Raw genomic sequence first — 15,336 nt, 5'->3', positions numbered from 1 at the left:
ACAGGCTTCACCCTGGTTGGTTTCCTGCTCGGTATCGCTTATTGATTGGCAGGCTTGGCAGCGGCGCGCCTGCCTTTGATTCCCAAGTGCTTGCTGCAGGTATTGCAGGCAATTTTAAAGATTTTGTATTCGGATTCCGACATGCCGATGCGGTCATGGGTTCCTTTGTCTGCGTAGAACAGGCCATAGGCGCCCCGATGATTGAATACGGACATCAGGAAGAAGTGATCGCTCTGGGCGGCCTGCTTGAACGTGCCCGGAATCAAACCCGCAATGGGGGAGGGGCGGTCCGGGCTGATCCAGGTGGCAGCCGGTTGCTTCAGCAACTGGCTGAACAGGTTGCTGGGCTGCAGTCGGACACTGCATTTTTTTAATCGTGGATAATCCTCACAGCCGCGGGCGTAATAGGTTTCCACGGTGTGTTCATCACGGTTATAGAGTGTGACCAGAACCCGCTGCAGCGCGGTGCTATCGGTCAGTATGTCCACCACACAGCGAATGGATTCGTATTCAGTGGAGAAATAATCCGGCTCCTTCAGCAGCTTTTGCATCAGCTCTTCAAACTCTTTTCTCTTATCATGGGAGACAAACCCGGGGTGCGGTTGTGGTGCCGGTCTGCTGGCCAGGGGGCGCGGGGCATTGAGAATGGCGTGACGATCCAGATCCTCCGGCAGATGCTCGCTGTGGATGCCGATGGGTTTGGGTTTGCGCGGCTGGCCGGCTGCGGGAGGAGGGGTATCCTTGGGTGCGGTGGCGGGTGCCGGTGCTTTTAAGAGTGCTGCCACCGCGGCCGGCAGCTGCGCCGGTGTCAGCCGCCGTGGTTGTCGCGGTTTGGCCGGCCAAATCAGATTTGCCGCCGGGGCCTGTGTGCCGGGCAGGTTCCAGCGCCCGGACGCCCTGATGGCCACTTGCTTGGCCAGTGCCTCTATGGTGTCCAACGGTTGTTCCAGGTACGCGGCGATGATGCCCAGGCAACGCACGGTTTGCCGGGAATACCAGTCTTTGGCAGCCTCCTGCGCCAGGTGATGGCTCAGGGCCAGGGGCAGGGCGGGATTGTTGACCAGTCCGCCGTCCGGGGTGCGGTTAGGCATCCGGTAGTGGGGGTTCTTTTGATGCTGTGCCGCGCAGCGGACCAGAAACCGTGCGCCAGGCAACTTGTCACCGCTGAGCGCATCCTGGATACTGGGCGGCATATGCCAACGCTGGGCCAGTGCCACTGCAATGGCTTCCCGGGTGCAGCCCAATACCGCCTGTTCGGCCTCGGCAAGGGGGATGTGTTCGCGTTTGAACAGGCGCTCGATGACCGCCATTTCCCGATGGGCGTAACGCCACAGGCACCAGTAGGGAACCCCCACCATGAGAGCACCCACAAACATGGTGTCCGGGTTGGCCTGGTTACGGTATCCGGCCCAGCTGGTTGCCTGTTCCGCTGCATGCAGAGTGGTGCGTATGGCTTGAAAATAGTGGCTGTCCCGTGCTGAGTTGACATCCCCTCTGGCGGCTTTGAACTGACGCATCAGAATGCTCAGTTTGTCCAGGCCCAGCATGGATGCACAATGCTGGGGGTTGGCCAGGACTCCGGCTGCACGCGCGCCGAACTGGCGGTTGCACTCCCGTACCACATGTATCCACATAACCGGGTCGGTGGCGATGACCGATCCCAGGTCGTGCAGTGAGACGTCGTCCGACTGCAGTAAACGCCCCACTTTACGGGCGCTGGCGGGCAGGACAGGCAAGCGCTGCTCGTCCAGCTTGTTGACCCAGCTTTCCAGGCCTTCAGGTTGAAATTCGCTCGCCATAGCCCCTACGTAGCCCCTAGATGTATTCCGTTAGTTGTTAAATCCGTCAAGCTGTCCTTAACTTTTAACTATAGACGTTGAAAAGCTTTACAGGTCATATGATTAAGTTAGTTGGATTCATCATTGTGATTAGCAGTGTCCTGGGTGGTTATGTGTTGTCCCACGGCGAACTGCTGACCTTATGGCAGCCTTTTGAGCTGCTGATCATCGCGGGATCTGCCCTGGGTGCCTTTGTGGTCGCCAACCCTTTGCATGTGGTGGCCGATGTGGGCAGGTCACTGGGGCGTTCGTTTATTGGGCGGCGCCACGGTCAGGCCCTGTATATGGATCTGCTGTCGCTGCTGTATGAGTTGTTCAATAAAGCCCGTCGCAATGGGCTCATGTCCATCGAGGAGGATGTGGAAGAGCCCAAGTCCAGTGATATTTTCGAGCGCTATCCCCGTATCCTCGAGGAGCACATCCTGTTGGAGTTCATCTGTGATTATCTGCGGATTATTTCATCGGGAAACCTGTCTGCTTTTGAGCTGGAAACCCTGATGGATCAGGATATTGAAACCAGCTATCAGGAGGCGGAGCAGCCTGCCCACGCTCTGGGGCGGGTATCGGATGCATTACCGGGTTTTGGTATTGTGGCGGCGGTCATGGGGATCGTGATCACCATGAAATCATTGGGCGGCCCGCCGGAAGAACTGGGTACCCATGTGGCGGCGGCACTGGTGGGAACCTTCCTGGGTATCCTGTTGGCCTACGGTTTTGTGGGGCCGCTGAGTAATGCGCTGGAACACGAAGCCAAAGAGCGGATGAAAGCATTGGAGTGCGCCAAAACGGCCATCTTGGCCATGGTCAATGGCATACCGCCGCAGCTGGCGGTGGAATTTGGGCGCAAGACATTGTTTTCCAGTGAGCGGCCCTCGTTTACAGCGCTCGAAGACCACCTGCGGGGTCGCTGATGGAGTTCGAGAGCGGCGACAGACCCGTCATTGTTCGCAGGGTCAAAAAAGTTCAGCACGGCCACCATGGTGGCGCCTGGAAAGTGGCGTTTGCTGATTTTGCCACGGCAATGATGGCTTTTTTTCTGGTGCTGTGGTTGATGGAAGCCGCCACCATTGAAGAAAAGGCCGCCATCTCAGGGTATTTTTCGGACCCCACCGCATTTACCGAAGGTGGTTCCCCCTATGTTATTGATCTGGGTGGTGGCCTCAAGGATGATCAGTATTCCGGGGACTCCAACGTGGAGACGCCGGATACCAAAATCCAGGATAAGGGCATCGTGCTGACCGAGGACACAGTGCAGGATCTGGCCGCGCAGATTGAGAGCCGAAAGTTTCAGGATTTAAAAAAGACTCTGGAAACCCGCATCGAGCAAGATCCCAGTTTGCGCAAGTACAAGGACCAGATCATCATGGATGTGACCAAAGATGGTCTGCAGATCCAGATCGTGGATGCCAAATCACGGCCCATGTTCGACAGCGGCAGTGATGAGATCAAACCCTACATGGATGACATCCTGAATGCCCTGGCCGGCACCATTTCCAGCGTGCCCAATGGGCTCAGTATCACCGGCCACACAGACGCAGAGGCGTTTACCGATCGGCGTGACTATTCCAACTGGGAGTTATCGGCGGATCGGGCCAATGCGGCGCGGCGGGCGTTGCAGAAAAACGGGGTTTCCGAACAGCAGTTGGCGCAGGTGGTGGGGCTCTCATCTTCCATGCTCTACGATAAAGATGATCCGAAAAATCCCATCAATCGTCGCATCAGTATTCTGGTAATGAGCGAACGGTCGGAAGCCAAGCTGAAACAGCAGCAGAGTGGTAAAGCGTTGCCAATGGGGGATGAGTTTCCCGTGCTGCCGGATAGCGGCAATGATACCGCCGAGCCGGATGTGGAAGAAGAGTTTGAGGCCTTCGAGCGCCTGCGCAAAACCATGACCCGAAAACAGCGCGATGATGCCGCCCGTACGCAACCCCCGCCTCCCCGCGACGAATTGTTTTAATACCGCTGCAGGTTGGGGGCGCATCAGATCATGGTGAAATTCACGTTTTCCTGCAGTACATCCCGTAACAGATTCAGGCGTTGTTCCAACTCGCGCAGCCCCACGGGGCCACCCAGACACATACGCATGGCTTGTGGCGGATTGTTGTCGGTGCAAAACGCGGCACTGGAAACCGCACTGATGCCGTGATTGCGCAGGAATACCGCCACATCCGACGGATTGACCGGAAGCGAGGCGGGCAGGGGCAACCACAGATGAAACCCATCCTCATTGGCCACCGGGTGCAAGTGCCCCAGCACCTGTCGGGCGCGCCGTTGGCGTTGGCGGGACAGCTCGCGTTGTTGATTGCGCACCGTATGCAGCGTGCCGTTCTGAATCCAGCGCGTGGCGAGAGCATTGGTAATGGGGCTGGCCATTACCGATAAGGCACGCAATGCCCCGGCAATGCGTTGGCTCTGAATAACACTGGGCGCGATCAGATACGCGGTGCGGCTGCCGGCGCCGAAGCATTTGGACAGGCCATTGATATAATAGGTAAGCTCGGGGGCCAGGTTGGCAATGGCTGGTGCAGGTGTTTCAGGCACCAGGCCATACGCATCGTCTTCAATGATCGGCAGATTATAGCGCAGAGCCAGATCGGCAATGGCCTCCCGGCGGCGCTGTCCCATGGTGAGGGTGGTTGGGTTTTGCAGTGTTGGGTTTAAGTACAGTGCGGATACTTCCTGTGATTTGCACAATGCTTCAATGGATTTCACCCGTGGCCCATCCTGATCGCATTGCACGGCAACCAGCGATACACCCAATTGAGCGGCAATGGCTTTGAGGCCGGGGTAAACCAGATGGCCCACACAGAGTGTGCCCCGCTTACCGCACAGTAGGGACAGCAGCGCTACCAACGCGCTGTGAATACCGGGGCACACCAGCAGGCGCCGGGTATCGGCACAGTGGATCAGATCGCGCAACAGCCAGACAGCGGCCTCTTTGTCCTGCTCACTGCCGCCAAAATCCTGATAACGTAACAGGGTGTTCAGATCCGCCTGTTGTGTTACCTGGATAATGTCTTCGCGGATACGGGTCTGCAGACCATGATCCTCGATCTCCGGCGGCATATTCATGGTCATTTCCACGTTGCTGCCATTGCGTGGCGGCAAGGTGCTGGTGCGGCCTTTTACATAGGAGCCGGAGCCGGGGTGGGAGTCGATCAGGCCGCGGTTGGCCGCTTCCTTATAGGCGCGGGTCACCGTGGTGTAGTTCAGGCTCAGCAGCGAAGCCAGATCCCGCAAGGGTGGCAGTCGGTCCCTGGCCTGCAGAAAGCCTTTCTCGATATCCGCTTCAATCAAGTCCGCAATCATCAGGTAGGCGGGCTTCTTTTCCGCTGCATGCAACGCCTGTTGCCAGTGGCGATATTTATCCATAGGTGTCTCCAGGGCTGCCAATGTCCCCCAGCGCAACAATTTCAACTTTGTTTGCAGATATTGTTCCAATCAATTTGATGCCCCGGCGCAGCAATTGATTGCATAAAAAAGCAATCAATTGTCACTCGTAATCTGCAACATCCCGATGCGTGGCAAGGGGTTTGTGTGCTGATTCGGTGCGCCCTGTGACGGTAGCGAAAAGGCGTACAGCCCGGTACACAGCGCGCGTTGAAAAAAATCTTCCGTTGTGGGTTTTGCCAGCTGTATTTGATCGCATGTTGATTGCATGGGGGGGTGATTTGAATGGCACAGCTGTTGCTCTGGCAGAGATGCACGTTAACGCCGATGCGTTAATCCACCAAGTCAATCTGCGAAAAGAGGAACAGTCCTATGCCAACCGTCGAGACTCCCATGCATAAAGATGGCGATTACTTTGTCGACTATGAAGAAAAAGTGTTTGAGGATGTGCAGGCGCAACCCGGTCAGAAAGCACTGGTGACCTTTCACACCGTAGCGTTTGAAGGCTCCATTGGTTTTGTGAACATGCTGCAGGCCACCCGTTTGCAGCGCAAAGGCTTTGAAACCTCCATACTGTTGTATGGACCAGGGGTCACACTGGGTGTGCAGCGAGGCTTTCCAACCTTGGGGGATGAAGCGTTTCCCGGCCATCAGAACTTCAACAATCAACTGAAAAAATTCATGTCAGAGGGGGGTAAGGTGTACGCGTGTCGCTTTGCGCTGCAGGCATTGTATGGCCATGGCGAACCCTCGCTGATTGAAGGTATACGACCCATCAACCCGTTGGATGTGCTTGATCTCAAGTTGCTGCATATACGTGATGATGCAGTGATAGTCGATACCTGGACGGTATAGGTCATGCCCCGCGTGGTGCGTGCAGCGGCCGCACAGCTGGCTCCCGATCTCGAGACAGGCGAAGGCACGTTGCGTAAAGTTCTGGATTGGATGGATGAAGCGGCAGGTCGCGGTGTGGAGCTGATGGTGTTTCCGGAAACCTTCCTGCCCTACTATCCCTACTTTTCCTTTGTTTACCCGCCACTGCGCTGTGGGGCCGAACATCTGCGGCTGTATGACAATGCGGTGACCGTGCCGGGGCCGGTGTGCGATGCCATTGCAGAGCGCGCCGCGGCCCACGGCATGGTCGTGGTGGTGGGGGTGAATGAACGGGATCACGGTTCGCTCTACAACACCCAGTTGATTTTTGACGCGGATGGGGCCTTGTTGCTGAAGCGCCGCAAGATCACCCCTACCTACCACGAGCGCATGATTTGGGGGCAGGGTGATGCCTCTGGACTGAAGGTGGTGCCCGCCAGGGTGGGGCGGGTGGGCGCGTTGGCCTGCTGGGAGCACTATAACCCCCTGGCACGCTATGCGTTGATGACCCAGCATGAGGAAATCCATTGCAGTCAGTTTCCCGGTTCACTGGTGGGCCCGATTTTTGGCGACCAGATTGAGGCCACCATTCGTCATCATGCGCTGGAGGCAGGTTGCTTTGTGGTTAATGCCACCGGTTGGCTGACCGAAGAACAGATTTACTCCATTACCCCGGACGAAACGCTGCATAAAGGATTACGTAACGGCTGCAACACGGCCATTGTGTCGCCGGAAGGTGTGCACCTGGCTGATCCCATTACCGAAGGGGAGGGCCTGGTTGTGGCGGATCTGGATATGCAACTGATCACCAAACGCAAGCGCATGATGGATGCAGTGGGTCACTATTCACGGCCGGAATTACTGACCCTGTTGATTCATGACCAACCCGGTCAGCATGCCCAGCGATCGGTTAGGGAGGAAACCTAGTATGAGCGCCGCCAAACAGCAATTACTCACGGATCTGCAAAGCCACGGTGTCCAGGTGTTGAATCCGCAACACCTGCCGTTAACTCGCAAAGGCGGGGCCGGCCCCAGCGATCACCAGGCCCTGGTGGTGGAGGGTGAAACCATTATGGTACCGGTGCACACCCATGCCGCCCGCCGCTCACCTTTCAGTATCGAGTACGATGCCAATGGGCATCAGGGCAGGCCATCGCGGTTGTTGAACAAGGGGATTCCGGTGGCCGATATTACCTTTGCCGCGCGGCCCCGGTTTTACGATTTAAGCACCGCCGCAGGCATTCCCTATTCCCAGATCGCAACGCTACACAGCCGTGATGTGCTGGCCACCACGGTGTTGCAAAACTGCATTCGCTACGATCAACCGGATACCGCGTGCCAGTTCTGCTCCATCGGACAATCCCTGGCGGCGGGCCAAACCATTGCCCACAAAACCCCGGAACAATTGGCTGCTGTGGCCAAAGCAGCGGTCGAACTGGATGGTGTGCAGCATATGGTGATGACCACCGGTACCCCGGCCACCCATGACCGTGGTGCCCGCGTGTTGTGCGACAGTGTGCGTGCGGTCAAAGCGGCGGTGGATTTGCCGATCCAGGTGCAATGTGAACCACCCAAGGATCTAATCTGGTTGCAGCGCCTGCGTACAGCGGGGGCTGATGCCCTGGGCTTACACCTGGAGGTGGTGAACCCCGAGGTACGCAAACGCATTATGCCCAGTAAAGCCAATATTAGCGTGGCGGAGTACATGGCTGCATTCGCCTATGCGGTGCCGCTGTTTGGCCGTGGCCAGGTCAGCACCTACATACTGGCAGGGTTGGGGGACAGCGCCGCAGACATCCTGGCGGTGTGCGACCGGCTGATCGATTTGGGTGTGTATCCCTTTGTGGTGCCTTTTGTGCCCATTGCCGGCACCCAACTGCAGCATCACCCGGCACCGGATGCCGCCTTTATGCAATCCATTCTGGAACCCCTGGGGCGCAAACTGGCGCAATCGGATCTCACCTCAGAGCGGGTCAGGGCCGGTTGTGCCCGTTGCGGAGCCTGTTCTTCGTTAAAAAGTTTTGAGTGTAAATAGGATGAGCCTGTTCCAGTGCGGATATTCTGACTTTACCGTGAAATGGGCCACCCTGGAGTGGGAGAAAGGCCAGGCGCTGGCACTGAGGCGTCAGGTGTTTTGCATTGAACAGGGTTTGTTTGCCCAACATGATCTGGATGCCGTTGATGCCCATGCCCGCTGCCTGGTTGCCATCGCCAATCATGGCGGCTGGCCGGAGAAGGTGGTGGGCACCGTGCGCATTCACCGGCATGAGGAAAACATTTGGTGGGGATCGCGCCTGGCAGTGAGCCCCGATTGTCGTCAGCGCGCGGGGATCGGTGCGGCTCTGATTCGCTTGGCGGTGGGCAGTGCCCATGGCCTGGGCTGTACGCAATTTTTTGCCCAGGTGCAAAAGCAGAATGAAGCCTTGTTCAACAGGCTTAACTGGCGCAGCCACCATGCGTTAACCGTACGTAACCGGCCCCATGTAATGATGGAAGCGGACTTGTCCCAATACCCACCCCTATTGCAGCCGGAGAGCGGATTTGTGTTGAAAGGCGCCCTGCCGGAGGTGCCCGAGGATATGGCACCCTGTCTACTGCACTTGTTGAGCGAATCGGATGCGCGTCATGTCTGAGACGGTGCAGCTTAGTCATTTGCTCAACCGTGTGCGGGACAGCAGCGGGCTATTGCAAAAGCGGGATATTCAGCTGGTTCAACGCAACCTGACGCAGGCGAGTCCGGCAACCTACCCCAATGGCGATGATGCCGCCGCCATTGCCCATGGCGATGGTTTTGATCTGCTGGCAGGGGAGGGGTTTATGGACCAGTTTGTTGCCGCGGACCCCTGGTTTGCCGGTTGGTGCGGCGTCATGGTAAACGTCAGTGATATCGCCGCCATGGGGGGAGTGCCGGTGGCGGTGGTGAACGCATTATGGGGTGGAGCCGATGCGCGTACCGAGCAGCTACTGCAGGGCATGAGTGCGGCGTCCCGTGCCTATGGCGTTCCCATTGTGGGCGGGCACACCAATTTGCGGTGTCAGGATCTGCGTCTGTCGGTGTCTATCCTGGGGCGTGCGCAACGTCTTCTGAGCAGTTTTGCGGCCCACCCAGGCCAGCACCTGGTGATGGCCGTGGACTTGCGGGGGCAGTATCAGGCGCCGTTCAATAACTGGAATGCCAGTACAGGGGCGCCGCCGCAACGGTTGCGGGAGGATCTCGCACTGTTGCCGCAAATCGCCCAGTTACAACTGGCCAGTGCCGCCAAGGACATCAGTCAGGCGGGGGTGCTTGGCACTACGGTCATGTTACTGGAAAGTTCCCAGGTGGGTGCGCACATTCAATTGGAGTCCATTCCCAAACCTGCGCAAGTGGCATGGCAGCAATGGCTGCAAACGTTCCCCAGTTTCGGTTTTCTGCTGACCTGCGATGAGCAACAGCTAGCACCCTTACTGACACTGTTCCAGCAGCGGCATATCAGTGCCGCCGCCATTGGTGAGATTAACGATTCCGGATTGTGTACCTTGTCCTGGGATAGCCAGACTGATCTGTTCTGGGATATTCATACCACACCGCTTACTGCCATGGGGGGCCATTAGCATGCCTGAAACTTATTTCCGGGTGCGTTGGCCCGATGGTGAGGAACAAAGTTGTTATTCCCCGTCCAGCGTGGTGGCGGAGTATTTTGCTGCGGATCAAACCTATGCCCTGTCCGAGTTTCTGCGTATCAGCGAATCCGCGTTATCGCAAGCCAGCGAGCGGGTCAGGCAAAAGTACGGATTCTATTGTTCCAGTGCAGCGGATCAGCTCAAGCAGATTCAACAGCACGCAACCCGGTTCAGCGCCAGCGACCCGGTCACCATCGTGCAAATTCACAATTGATTTAGAACCACCACGGGGAGGAGGGAGCATGCAACACTATTCAGTGATTATTGTCGGGGGTGGACAGGCCGGGCTTGCCATCAGCCATTACTGCCAGAAGTATGGAATGCATCATCTGGTGTTGGAAAAAAACACAGTGATGAACGCCTGGCAAAACAAACGCTGGGATAGTTTCACCCTGGTGACCCCCAACTGGCAATGTCTGCTGCCGGATCACCCCTATGACGGTACTGACCCTCATGGATTTATGCAGCGGGAAGAAATCATTGACTATTTGAATCGCTTTGCGGAAAAGGTAAATGCTCCGGTTCTGGAACACACCCAGGTGCAACAGGTTAGTCACGACGGGCACCGGTTTCAGGTGGTGACCAGCAATGGCGAGTTTACGGCGGATCAGGTGGTAGTGGCTTCCGGCAGTTACCAGGATCCAATTATTCCGCGCCTGGCAGAGCGCTTGCCGGTATCGGTGCAGCAGCTGCATTCTGAACAGTATAAAAACCCGCAGCAATTACAGGACGGTGGTGTGCTGGTGGTTGGGTCCGGCCAATCCGGCGCGCAGATCGCTGAGGATCTGCATCTGGCGGGCAAACAGGTTTATCTGGCTGTGGGAGAAGCACCCCGTTGTGCGCGTTTTTACCGGGGCCGTGATGTGGTGGATTGGTTGACGGAAATGAAATACTACGAAATGCCGGTACATGAACACCCGTTGCGGGAAGGCGTGCGTGACAACACCAATCATTATGTGACCGGCCGTGACGGTGGCCGTGACATTGACCTGCGCCGGTTTGCCCGGGATGGGATGGAGCTGTATGGCAAACTGCTTGATTTTAATGGTGGGTGTTTACGCTTTTCGCCCACGTTGAAGTCGGCATTGGACAGTGCCGACAAGACTTACAATGCCATCAACGAACGCATCGATCAGTACATTGAACGGGCCGCAATCGAAGCGCCTGCCGGGGGCCGGTATCAACCGGTATGGGAACCGCCACAGGAGCGGGAAACGCTGGAACTGGCAGCATCCGGTATTAGCAATGTAATCTGGTGCATTGGTTTTCGGCCGAATTACCAATGGCTGGATGTTCCGGTGTTCAATGGCCGTGGCTATCCGGCCCATACCCGGGGAGTAACCGGCTTTCCCGGTTTGTACTTTATCGGTTTGCCCTGGTTATACACCTGGGGGTCGGGCCGCTTTTCCGGCATCGATCAGGATGCCCGTTATGTAGTGGAATACCTGGTTTCCCTGGCCAAATCCCGTCATTGGAAGCAGTCCAGCGGGTTATACAGTCTGGCGTAATCGTCCGGCTCGCAGCCATCGCTCACAGGCCAAGATCCTGCAATGTGGCGTGGGTCAGCTCCGGGTGTTGGGTTTCGATGTAGTGGGTATAGCGCTGGGTATATTGACGGTAATCCGGTTTTAAACGGACCGACTCTTTCAGTAAAGGGTAGGCTTTTTCATACTGCAGCAGGAACATATACGCTTTGCCCAGATAAAAAAGTTGCCAGGCTCCGTTACCTTCCAGCAATGCGTACTGATGGAAGGCTTCCCTGGCGTCATCCCAGCGCTCCAGTTGGTCAGCACAATAGGCGTACTGCTTCAGGCCGTAGGCGTAATACGGGTATGACTGCAGGCCCTGCTGTGCGTAGTCAACGCATTGCTGATAGCGCTTGTCTTTTTTATGGAGACGGGCCTGCTTCACCAACAGATAGGGGTAGCCGGTGAATTCGTAGCGCTGCAGCAGCTTGCTGGCTTCAGCGTATTTTTTATCGCGGATCAGCCGGTCCGCTTTGTCGTTGGCGATCATCCCCTTCAACATTTGATAATTTTTGTCATCCGGTTTAAACAAGGGTTTGATGTTGAGCAATGTGCTTTGCATGGCTTGATAGCTGCCACCCCAGCGGGGCAGCTGAGCGGTTAATACCGCATGCCACAGTACGTAGCTGTCGGCTTTCACCTGTTGTGCCTTGCGCGCTTGTTGCTTGATCAGGTGCTGTGCATTGTCTTGTGAATCGTTTTTGTAGATATTGATCAGCGTGCGATAACCATGAATCAGATCCGGTTGCACCGCGATGGCCTGTTTGCAGTAGTCGATGGCAATGTTGTAATCCGCCCACATCGCTTGAATGTTACTTTGGGGCGTCTTGTTGATCCACTTGCCGCCCCGTCGATGGGAGCCGCGCTGAAAATAATAGCTGCCAAGTAATAATTGAGTCAGCGCGGATTTTTGCGGTATTGCTTCAATGGCTTTGATTTGTTGTTCAACTGCCGGTGAATCCAGATCCCGTTCGAACCAAACCCAGTCAAACGCGGGGTAGAACTGTTGCCAGGTAATTTCACCTTTGCTATAGGCTGTGTTGATGGCCTGCTGAGCCTGTTCCAGTTTGGCGTATTCCTGGTTCAAAAACAGCGCCCGGTAGTAACCAAACTCCATCGCTTTATCCGCTGGCGCAGAGACGCAAGTCAGGCTCAGTAATGAGAGTACGGCGAACATTGTGAATTTATTCAACATGACAATCCCTGGTCTGTGGTTGTGCCGTCAGCTGGCCAACAGTGCATGATAAATATTGAAGTAATTTTCAAACCGTTGCCGGTGTACGTCACCGCGCTGCACGGCGTCCTGCAAGGCGCAGCCGGGTTCCTGCTGGTGTTTGCAGTCACGAAACCGGCATTCAAAACGCCAGGGCTCGAAGTCGTGGAAACCATCAATGATTTTCTCCGGCTCCAGATGCCATAAACCGAACTCGCGAATGCCGGGCGAATCAATCAGGTCACCACCGGAAGGAAAATGAAACAGACGAGCGTTAGTGGTGGTGTGGCGGCCCAAGCGGGAATTTTCCGACAGCTCACCCACCTTGGCGTTGACACCAGGCAACAAGCCATTCACCAAAGACGATTTGCCCACGCCGGATTGGCCTACAAATACCGACGTCTGCTGATCCAGTTGCTGTTTGAGTTCATCCAGGCCGTGTAATGTTTTAGCAGAGCATTCCCACACCTCATAACCAATGTCCCGATACACTTTCAGCAGATCATCCAGCATGGCTTCATTCATATCGGTGATGAGATCGGTTTTATTCAGCAGGATTTTGATCTGCAGTTGCTGTAGCTCGGCCGCCACCAGATAACGGTCGATCAACACACTGGAAGGCGCCGGCTCCGGTGTGATCACCAGCACCATAAAATCGATGTTGGCCGCCACTGGTTTAAGGTTGCCCCGCGGGTCGGGGCGCGACAGCAGTGAACTGCGCGGCAGCACGGTTTCAATCACCCCATAGCCGGATTTGCCCCGCCGCATCACCACCCGATCACCGGCCACAATGGCACCGACATTAGCGCGAAAATGACATTGATAAGTGGCTTCAGTGCCGGACAGCGCATCGGTGGCAGGGGCTTGCGGTGTTGTGGCTTCAGGCGCAAGCGGCTCCACTTCGACAAAAGTACCGAAATGGCTCACCACCAGCCCTTCTTCTTCATCACCCAATTCATCGGAATCGCGCAGCTGGTCGGTTTTCCTGGCCATGCGGGCGGCTTTCTCTTCCTGTACCTTCTGCACGCGCCAGGACTGGCGGCGGGTGAGTTTTCGTTTGCTCATGGTTGCCTTTGCGGTCAAAATCCGGTTCTTGCGCTATTCTACGTTAATAGTTTGATTGTCTGAAGGATTACCCATGACCACTGACCGTAATAACAATCTGATCTGGCTGGATCTGGAAATGACCGGCCTGGATCCGGATACCGATGTGATCATCGAGATCGCCACCATCGTCACCGATGCCGAACTTAACATTCTGGCGGAAGGCCCGGTGTTTGCGGTGCATCAGAGTGACGATACCCTGGCCCGCATGGATGAGTGGTGTACCCATCAGCATGGCAAGTCCGGCCTCACCGAGCGGGTGCGCCAGAGTCAGGTGGACGAAGCCCAGGCAGAAATGGCCACCATAGAGTTCCTGTCCCAGTGGGTGGATGATCGTGCGTCGCCCATGTGCGGCAACAGTATTTGTCAGGATCGCCGCTTTTTGTATCGTTACATGCCGAAGTTGGAGGCCTTTTTTCACTATCGGAATCTTGATGTCAGCACCCTCAAGGAATTGGCCCGGCGCTGGAAACCGGAGGCGCTGGAGGGTTTCAAAAAGTCCGCCACCCATCTGGCACTGGATGACATTCGTGAATCCATTGCCGAACTAAAGCATTACCGCAGTACGTTTATCCAACCGTAAATTATTCAGATCTGAGGTCGATTCGCGGATTGTCGTGGTGGCGTTGCAGAGCCCACTGCACGTGTTCCCGCACCAGTTCGGATTCGTGTTGCGCCCGGGTTTTAAGGGCATCGACCACAGCCGCACTGGTGGGTGCGTTGCCCAGTCCAACCGCCAGATTGCGCAACCAGCGCAGGTAACCGATGCGGCGAATGGCAGAGCCTTCCGTATTGCGCAGAAAAGTGTCTTCATCCCATAGAAACAATTCCACCAGGGATCGATTGTGCAGGTGGTGGCGGGGCAGGAAATCAGGTTCCTGGGTGAATTTGGCAAAGCGGTTCCAGGGGCACACCAGCTGGCAATCGTCGCAACCGAAGACCCGATTGCCCATGGGGGCCCGCAGTGGCTCGGGAATGGGGCCGTGCAGCTCAATGGTGAGATAGGAAATGCACTTGCGTGAATCCAGTTGATAAGGCGCCACGATGGCCTGGGTTGGGCACACATCCAGGCAGGCGGTGCATGTGCCGCAATGACCGCTTAGCGGTGGGTCCGTTGGCAGCGGCAGGTCTACGTAGATTTCCCCCAGAAAAAACCAGGATCCGGCGCTGCGGTCCAGCAATAGGGTATGCTTGCCGATCCAGCCCAGGCCGGCCTTTGCCGCCAACGCTTTTTCCAGCACCGGCGCGCTGTCCACAAAAGCGCGGTAACCGTAGGGGCCCACTTCGGCCTCGATGTGTTTGCCCAATTGCGCCAGGCGTTTTCGAATCAGCTTGTGGTAATCCCGGCCCAGGGTATAGCGTGAGATAAAGCCTTTGGTGGGATCGTTCAGAACATCCACCATACCGGTGTCCGGCGGCAGATAGTCCATGCGGGCGCTGATCACCCGCAGGGTGCCGGGCAGCAGTTCCTGAGGCCGGCTGCGTTTGCTGCCGTGGCGCGCCATATAATCCATCTCGCCGTGAAAACCGGCGGCCAGCCATTGTTGCAGGTGTTGCTCATGGTCATCCAGTGCCACGTCGGCAATGGCAATCTGTTGAAAGCCCAGTTCCTTTCCCCATTGCCTGATTTTGTCTGCTAATGCCTGGTAATCCAAACTGCCGCCTGTGTCATGAGAAATGAAAGGTGCCTATGGTATAAGGAGCAGTGCTGAAGTGCACACAAGGAGAC

At 56.4% G+C, this 15,336-nt stretch carries 15 protein-coding genes; 10 read left to right on the top strand and 5 right to left on the bottom strand.

Annotation, left to right across the window (positions count from 1 at the left end):
* Positions 1-38 precede the first annotated feature (38 nt).
* Positions 39-1,799: an HDOD domain-containing protein gene (locus D9N13_RS22170; protein WP_290594158.1), complete on the bottom strand. Its 1,761-nt coding sequence runs from the start codon at positions 1,797-1,799 to the stop codon at positions 39-41.
* 98 nt (positions 1,800-1,897) lie between these two features.
* Here D9N13_RS22170 and motA point away from each other — a divergent pair, with 98 nt between their 5' ends.
* Positions 1,898-2,749, top strand: a complete 852-nt coding sequence (motA, locus tag D9N13_RS22165) for a flagellar motor stator protein MotA (protein ID WP_290594157.1) — start codon at positions 1,898-1,900, stop codon at positions 2,747-2,749.
* Complete coding sequence (gene motB, locus D9N13_RS22160; RefSeq protein ID WP_290594156.1) at positions 2,749-3,795, top strand: flagellar motor protein MotB; 1,047 nt, start codon at positions 2,749-2,751, stop codon at positions 3,793-3,795. The genes motA and motB overlap by 1 nt, the downstream gene beginning before the upstream one ends.
* Positions 3,796-3,818: 23 nt before the next feature.
* Here motB and D9N13_RS22155 read toward each other — a convergent pair whose 3' ends face one another.
* On the bottom strand, positions 3,819-5,210 hold the full coding sequence (locus D9N13_RS22155; RefSeq protein ID WP_290594155.1) for a PLP-dependent aminotransferase family protein: 1,392 nt from the start codon (positions 5,208-5,210) through the stop codon (positions 3,819-3,821).
* 390 nt (positions 5,211-5,600) lie between these two features.
* On the opposite strand from D9N13_RS22155, the gene D9N13_RS22150 reads away from it, so the two are divergent.
* The 7 genes from D9N13_RS22150 to D9N13_RS22120 are packed head-to-tail and all read left to right on the top strand — an operon-like array spanning position 5,601 to position 11,272.
* Positions 5,601-6,083, top strand: a complete 483-nt coding sequence (locus tag D9N13_RS22150; RefSeq protein ID WP_290594154.1) for an MSMEG_0572/Sll0783 family nitrogen starvation response protein — start codon at positions 5,601-5,603, stop codon at positions 6,081-6,083.
* 3 nt (positions 6,084-6,086) lie between these two features.
* A complete protein-coding gene (locus D9N13_RS22145; RefSeq protein ID WP_290594153.1) occupies positions 6,087-7,028 on the top strand; it encodes a Nit6803 family nitrilase in 942 nt (313 codons plus the stop codon).
* Between the two features lies 1 nt (position 7,029).
* The gene (locus D9N13_RS22140; protein ID WP_290594152.1) at positions 7,030-8,136 is read left to right on the top strand and encodes an MSMEG_0568 family radical SAM protein; all 1,107 of its coding nucleotides are present in this window, start codon (positions 7,030-7,032) and stop codon (positions 8,134-8,136) included.
* Between the two features lies 1 nt (position 8,137).
* Complete coding sequence (locus D9N13_RS22135) at positions 8,138-8,734, top strand: MSMEG_0567/Sll0786 family nitrogen starvation N-acetyltransferase (RefSeq protein ID WP_290594151.1); 597 nt, start codon at positions 8,138-8,140, stop codon at positions 8,732-8,734.
* A complete protein-coding gene (locus D9N13_RS22130; protein ID WP_290594150.1) occupies positions 8,727-9,695 on the top strand; it encodes a sll0787 family AIR synthase-like protein in 969 nt (322 codons plus the stop codon). Before D9N13_RS22135 ends, D9N13_RS22130 begins: the two co-directional genes overlap by 8 nt.
* 1 nt (position 9,696) lies before the next feature.
* Positions 9,697-9,978, top strand: a complete 282-nt coding sequence (locus D9N13_RS22125) for an MSMEG_0570 family nitrogen starvation response protein (RefSeq protein WP_290594149.1) — start codon at positions 9,697-9,699, stop codon at positions 9,976-9,978.
* A 28-nt stretch (positions 9,979-10,006) separates the two neighbouring features.
* On the top strand, positions 10,007-11,272 hold the full coding sequence (locus D9N13_RS22120; RefSeq protein ID WP_290594148.1) for an MSMEG_0569 family flavin-dependent oxidoreductase: 1,266 nt from the start codon (positions 10,007-10,009) through the stop codon (positions 11,270-11,272).
* 22 nt (positions 11,273-11,294) lie between these two features.
* On the opposite strand, the gene D9N13_RS22115 is transcribed toward D9N13_RS22120, so the two are convergent.
* Together D9N13_RS22115 and rsgA are read right to left on the bottom strand one after the other, a co-directional pair.
* Positions 11,295-12,485, bottom strand: a complete 1,191-nt coding sequence (locus tag D9N13_RS22115; RefSeq protein ID WP_290594147.1) for a tetratricopeptide repeat protein — start codon at positions 12,483-12,485, stop codon at positions 11,295-11,297.
* A gap of 27 nt (positions 12,486-12,512) precedes the next feature.
* On the bottom strand, positions 12,513-13,568 hold the full coding sequence (gene rsgA / locus D9N13_RS22110) for a small ribosomal subunit biogenesis GTPase RsgA (RefSeq protein WP_290594146.1): 1,056 nt from the start codon (positions 13,566-13,568) through the stop codon (positions 12,513-12,515).
* A 73-nt stretch (positions 13,569-13,641) separates the two neighbouring features.
* Between rsgA and orn the strand changes: the two genes are divergently transcribed.
* Positions 13,642-14,190: an oligoribonuclease gene (gene orn / locus D9N13_RS22105; protein WP_290594145.1), complete on the top strand. Its 549-nt coding sequence runs from the start codon at positions 13,642-13,644 to the stop codon at positions 14,188-14,190.
* 1 nt (position 14,191) lies between these two features.
* Here orn and queG read toward each other — a convergent pair whose 3' ends face one another.
* Positions 14,192-15,262 (bottom strand): tRNA epoxyqueuosine(34) reductase QueG, encoded by a 1,071-nt coding sequence (queG, locus tag D9N13_RS22100; RefSeq protein ID WP_290594144.1) that lies wholly within the window; start codon positions 15,260-15,262, stop codon positions 14,192-14,194.
* Positions 15,263-15,336: the final 74 nt, after the last annotated feature.

Source organism: Ketobacter sp. GenoA1 (assembly GCF_003671475.1).
GTDB lineage: Bacteria > Pseudomonadota > Gammaproteobacteria > Pseudomonadales > Ketobacteraceae > Ketobacter.
Note: the sequence above shows the minus strand (reverse complement) of the source record. Positions and strands in the feature narration are given on the sequence as shown.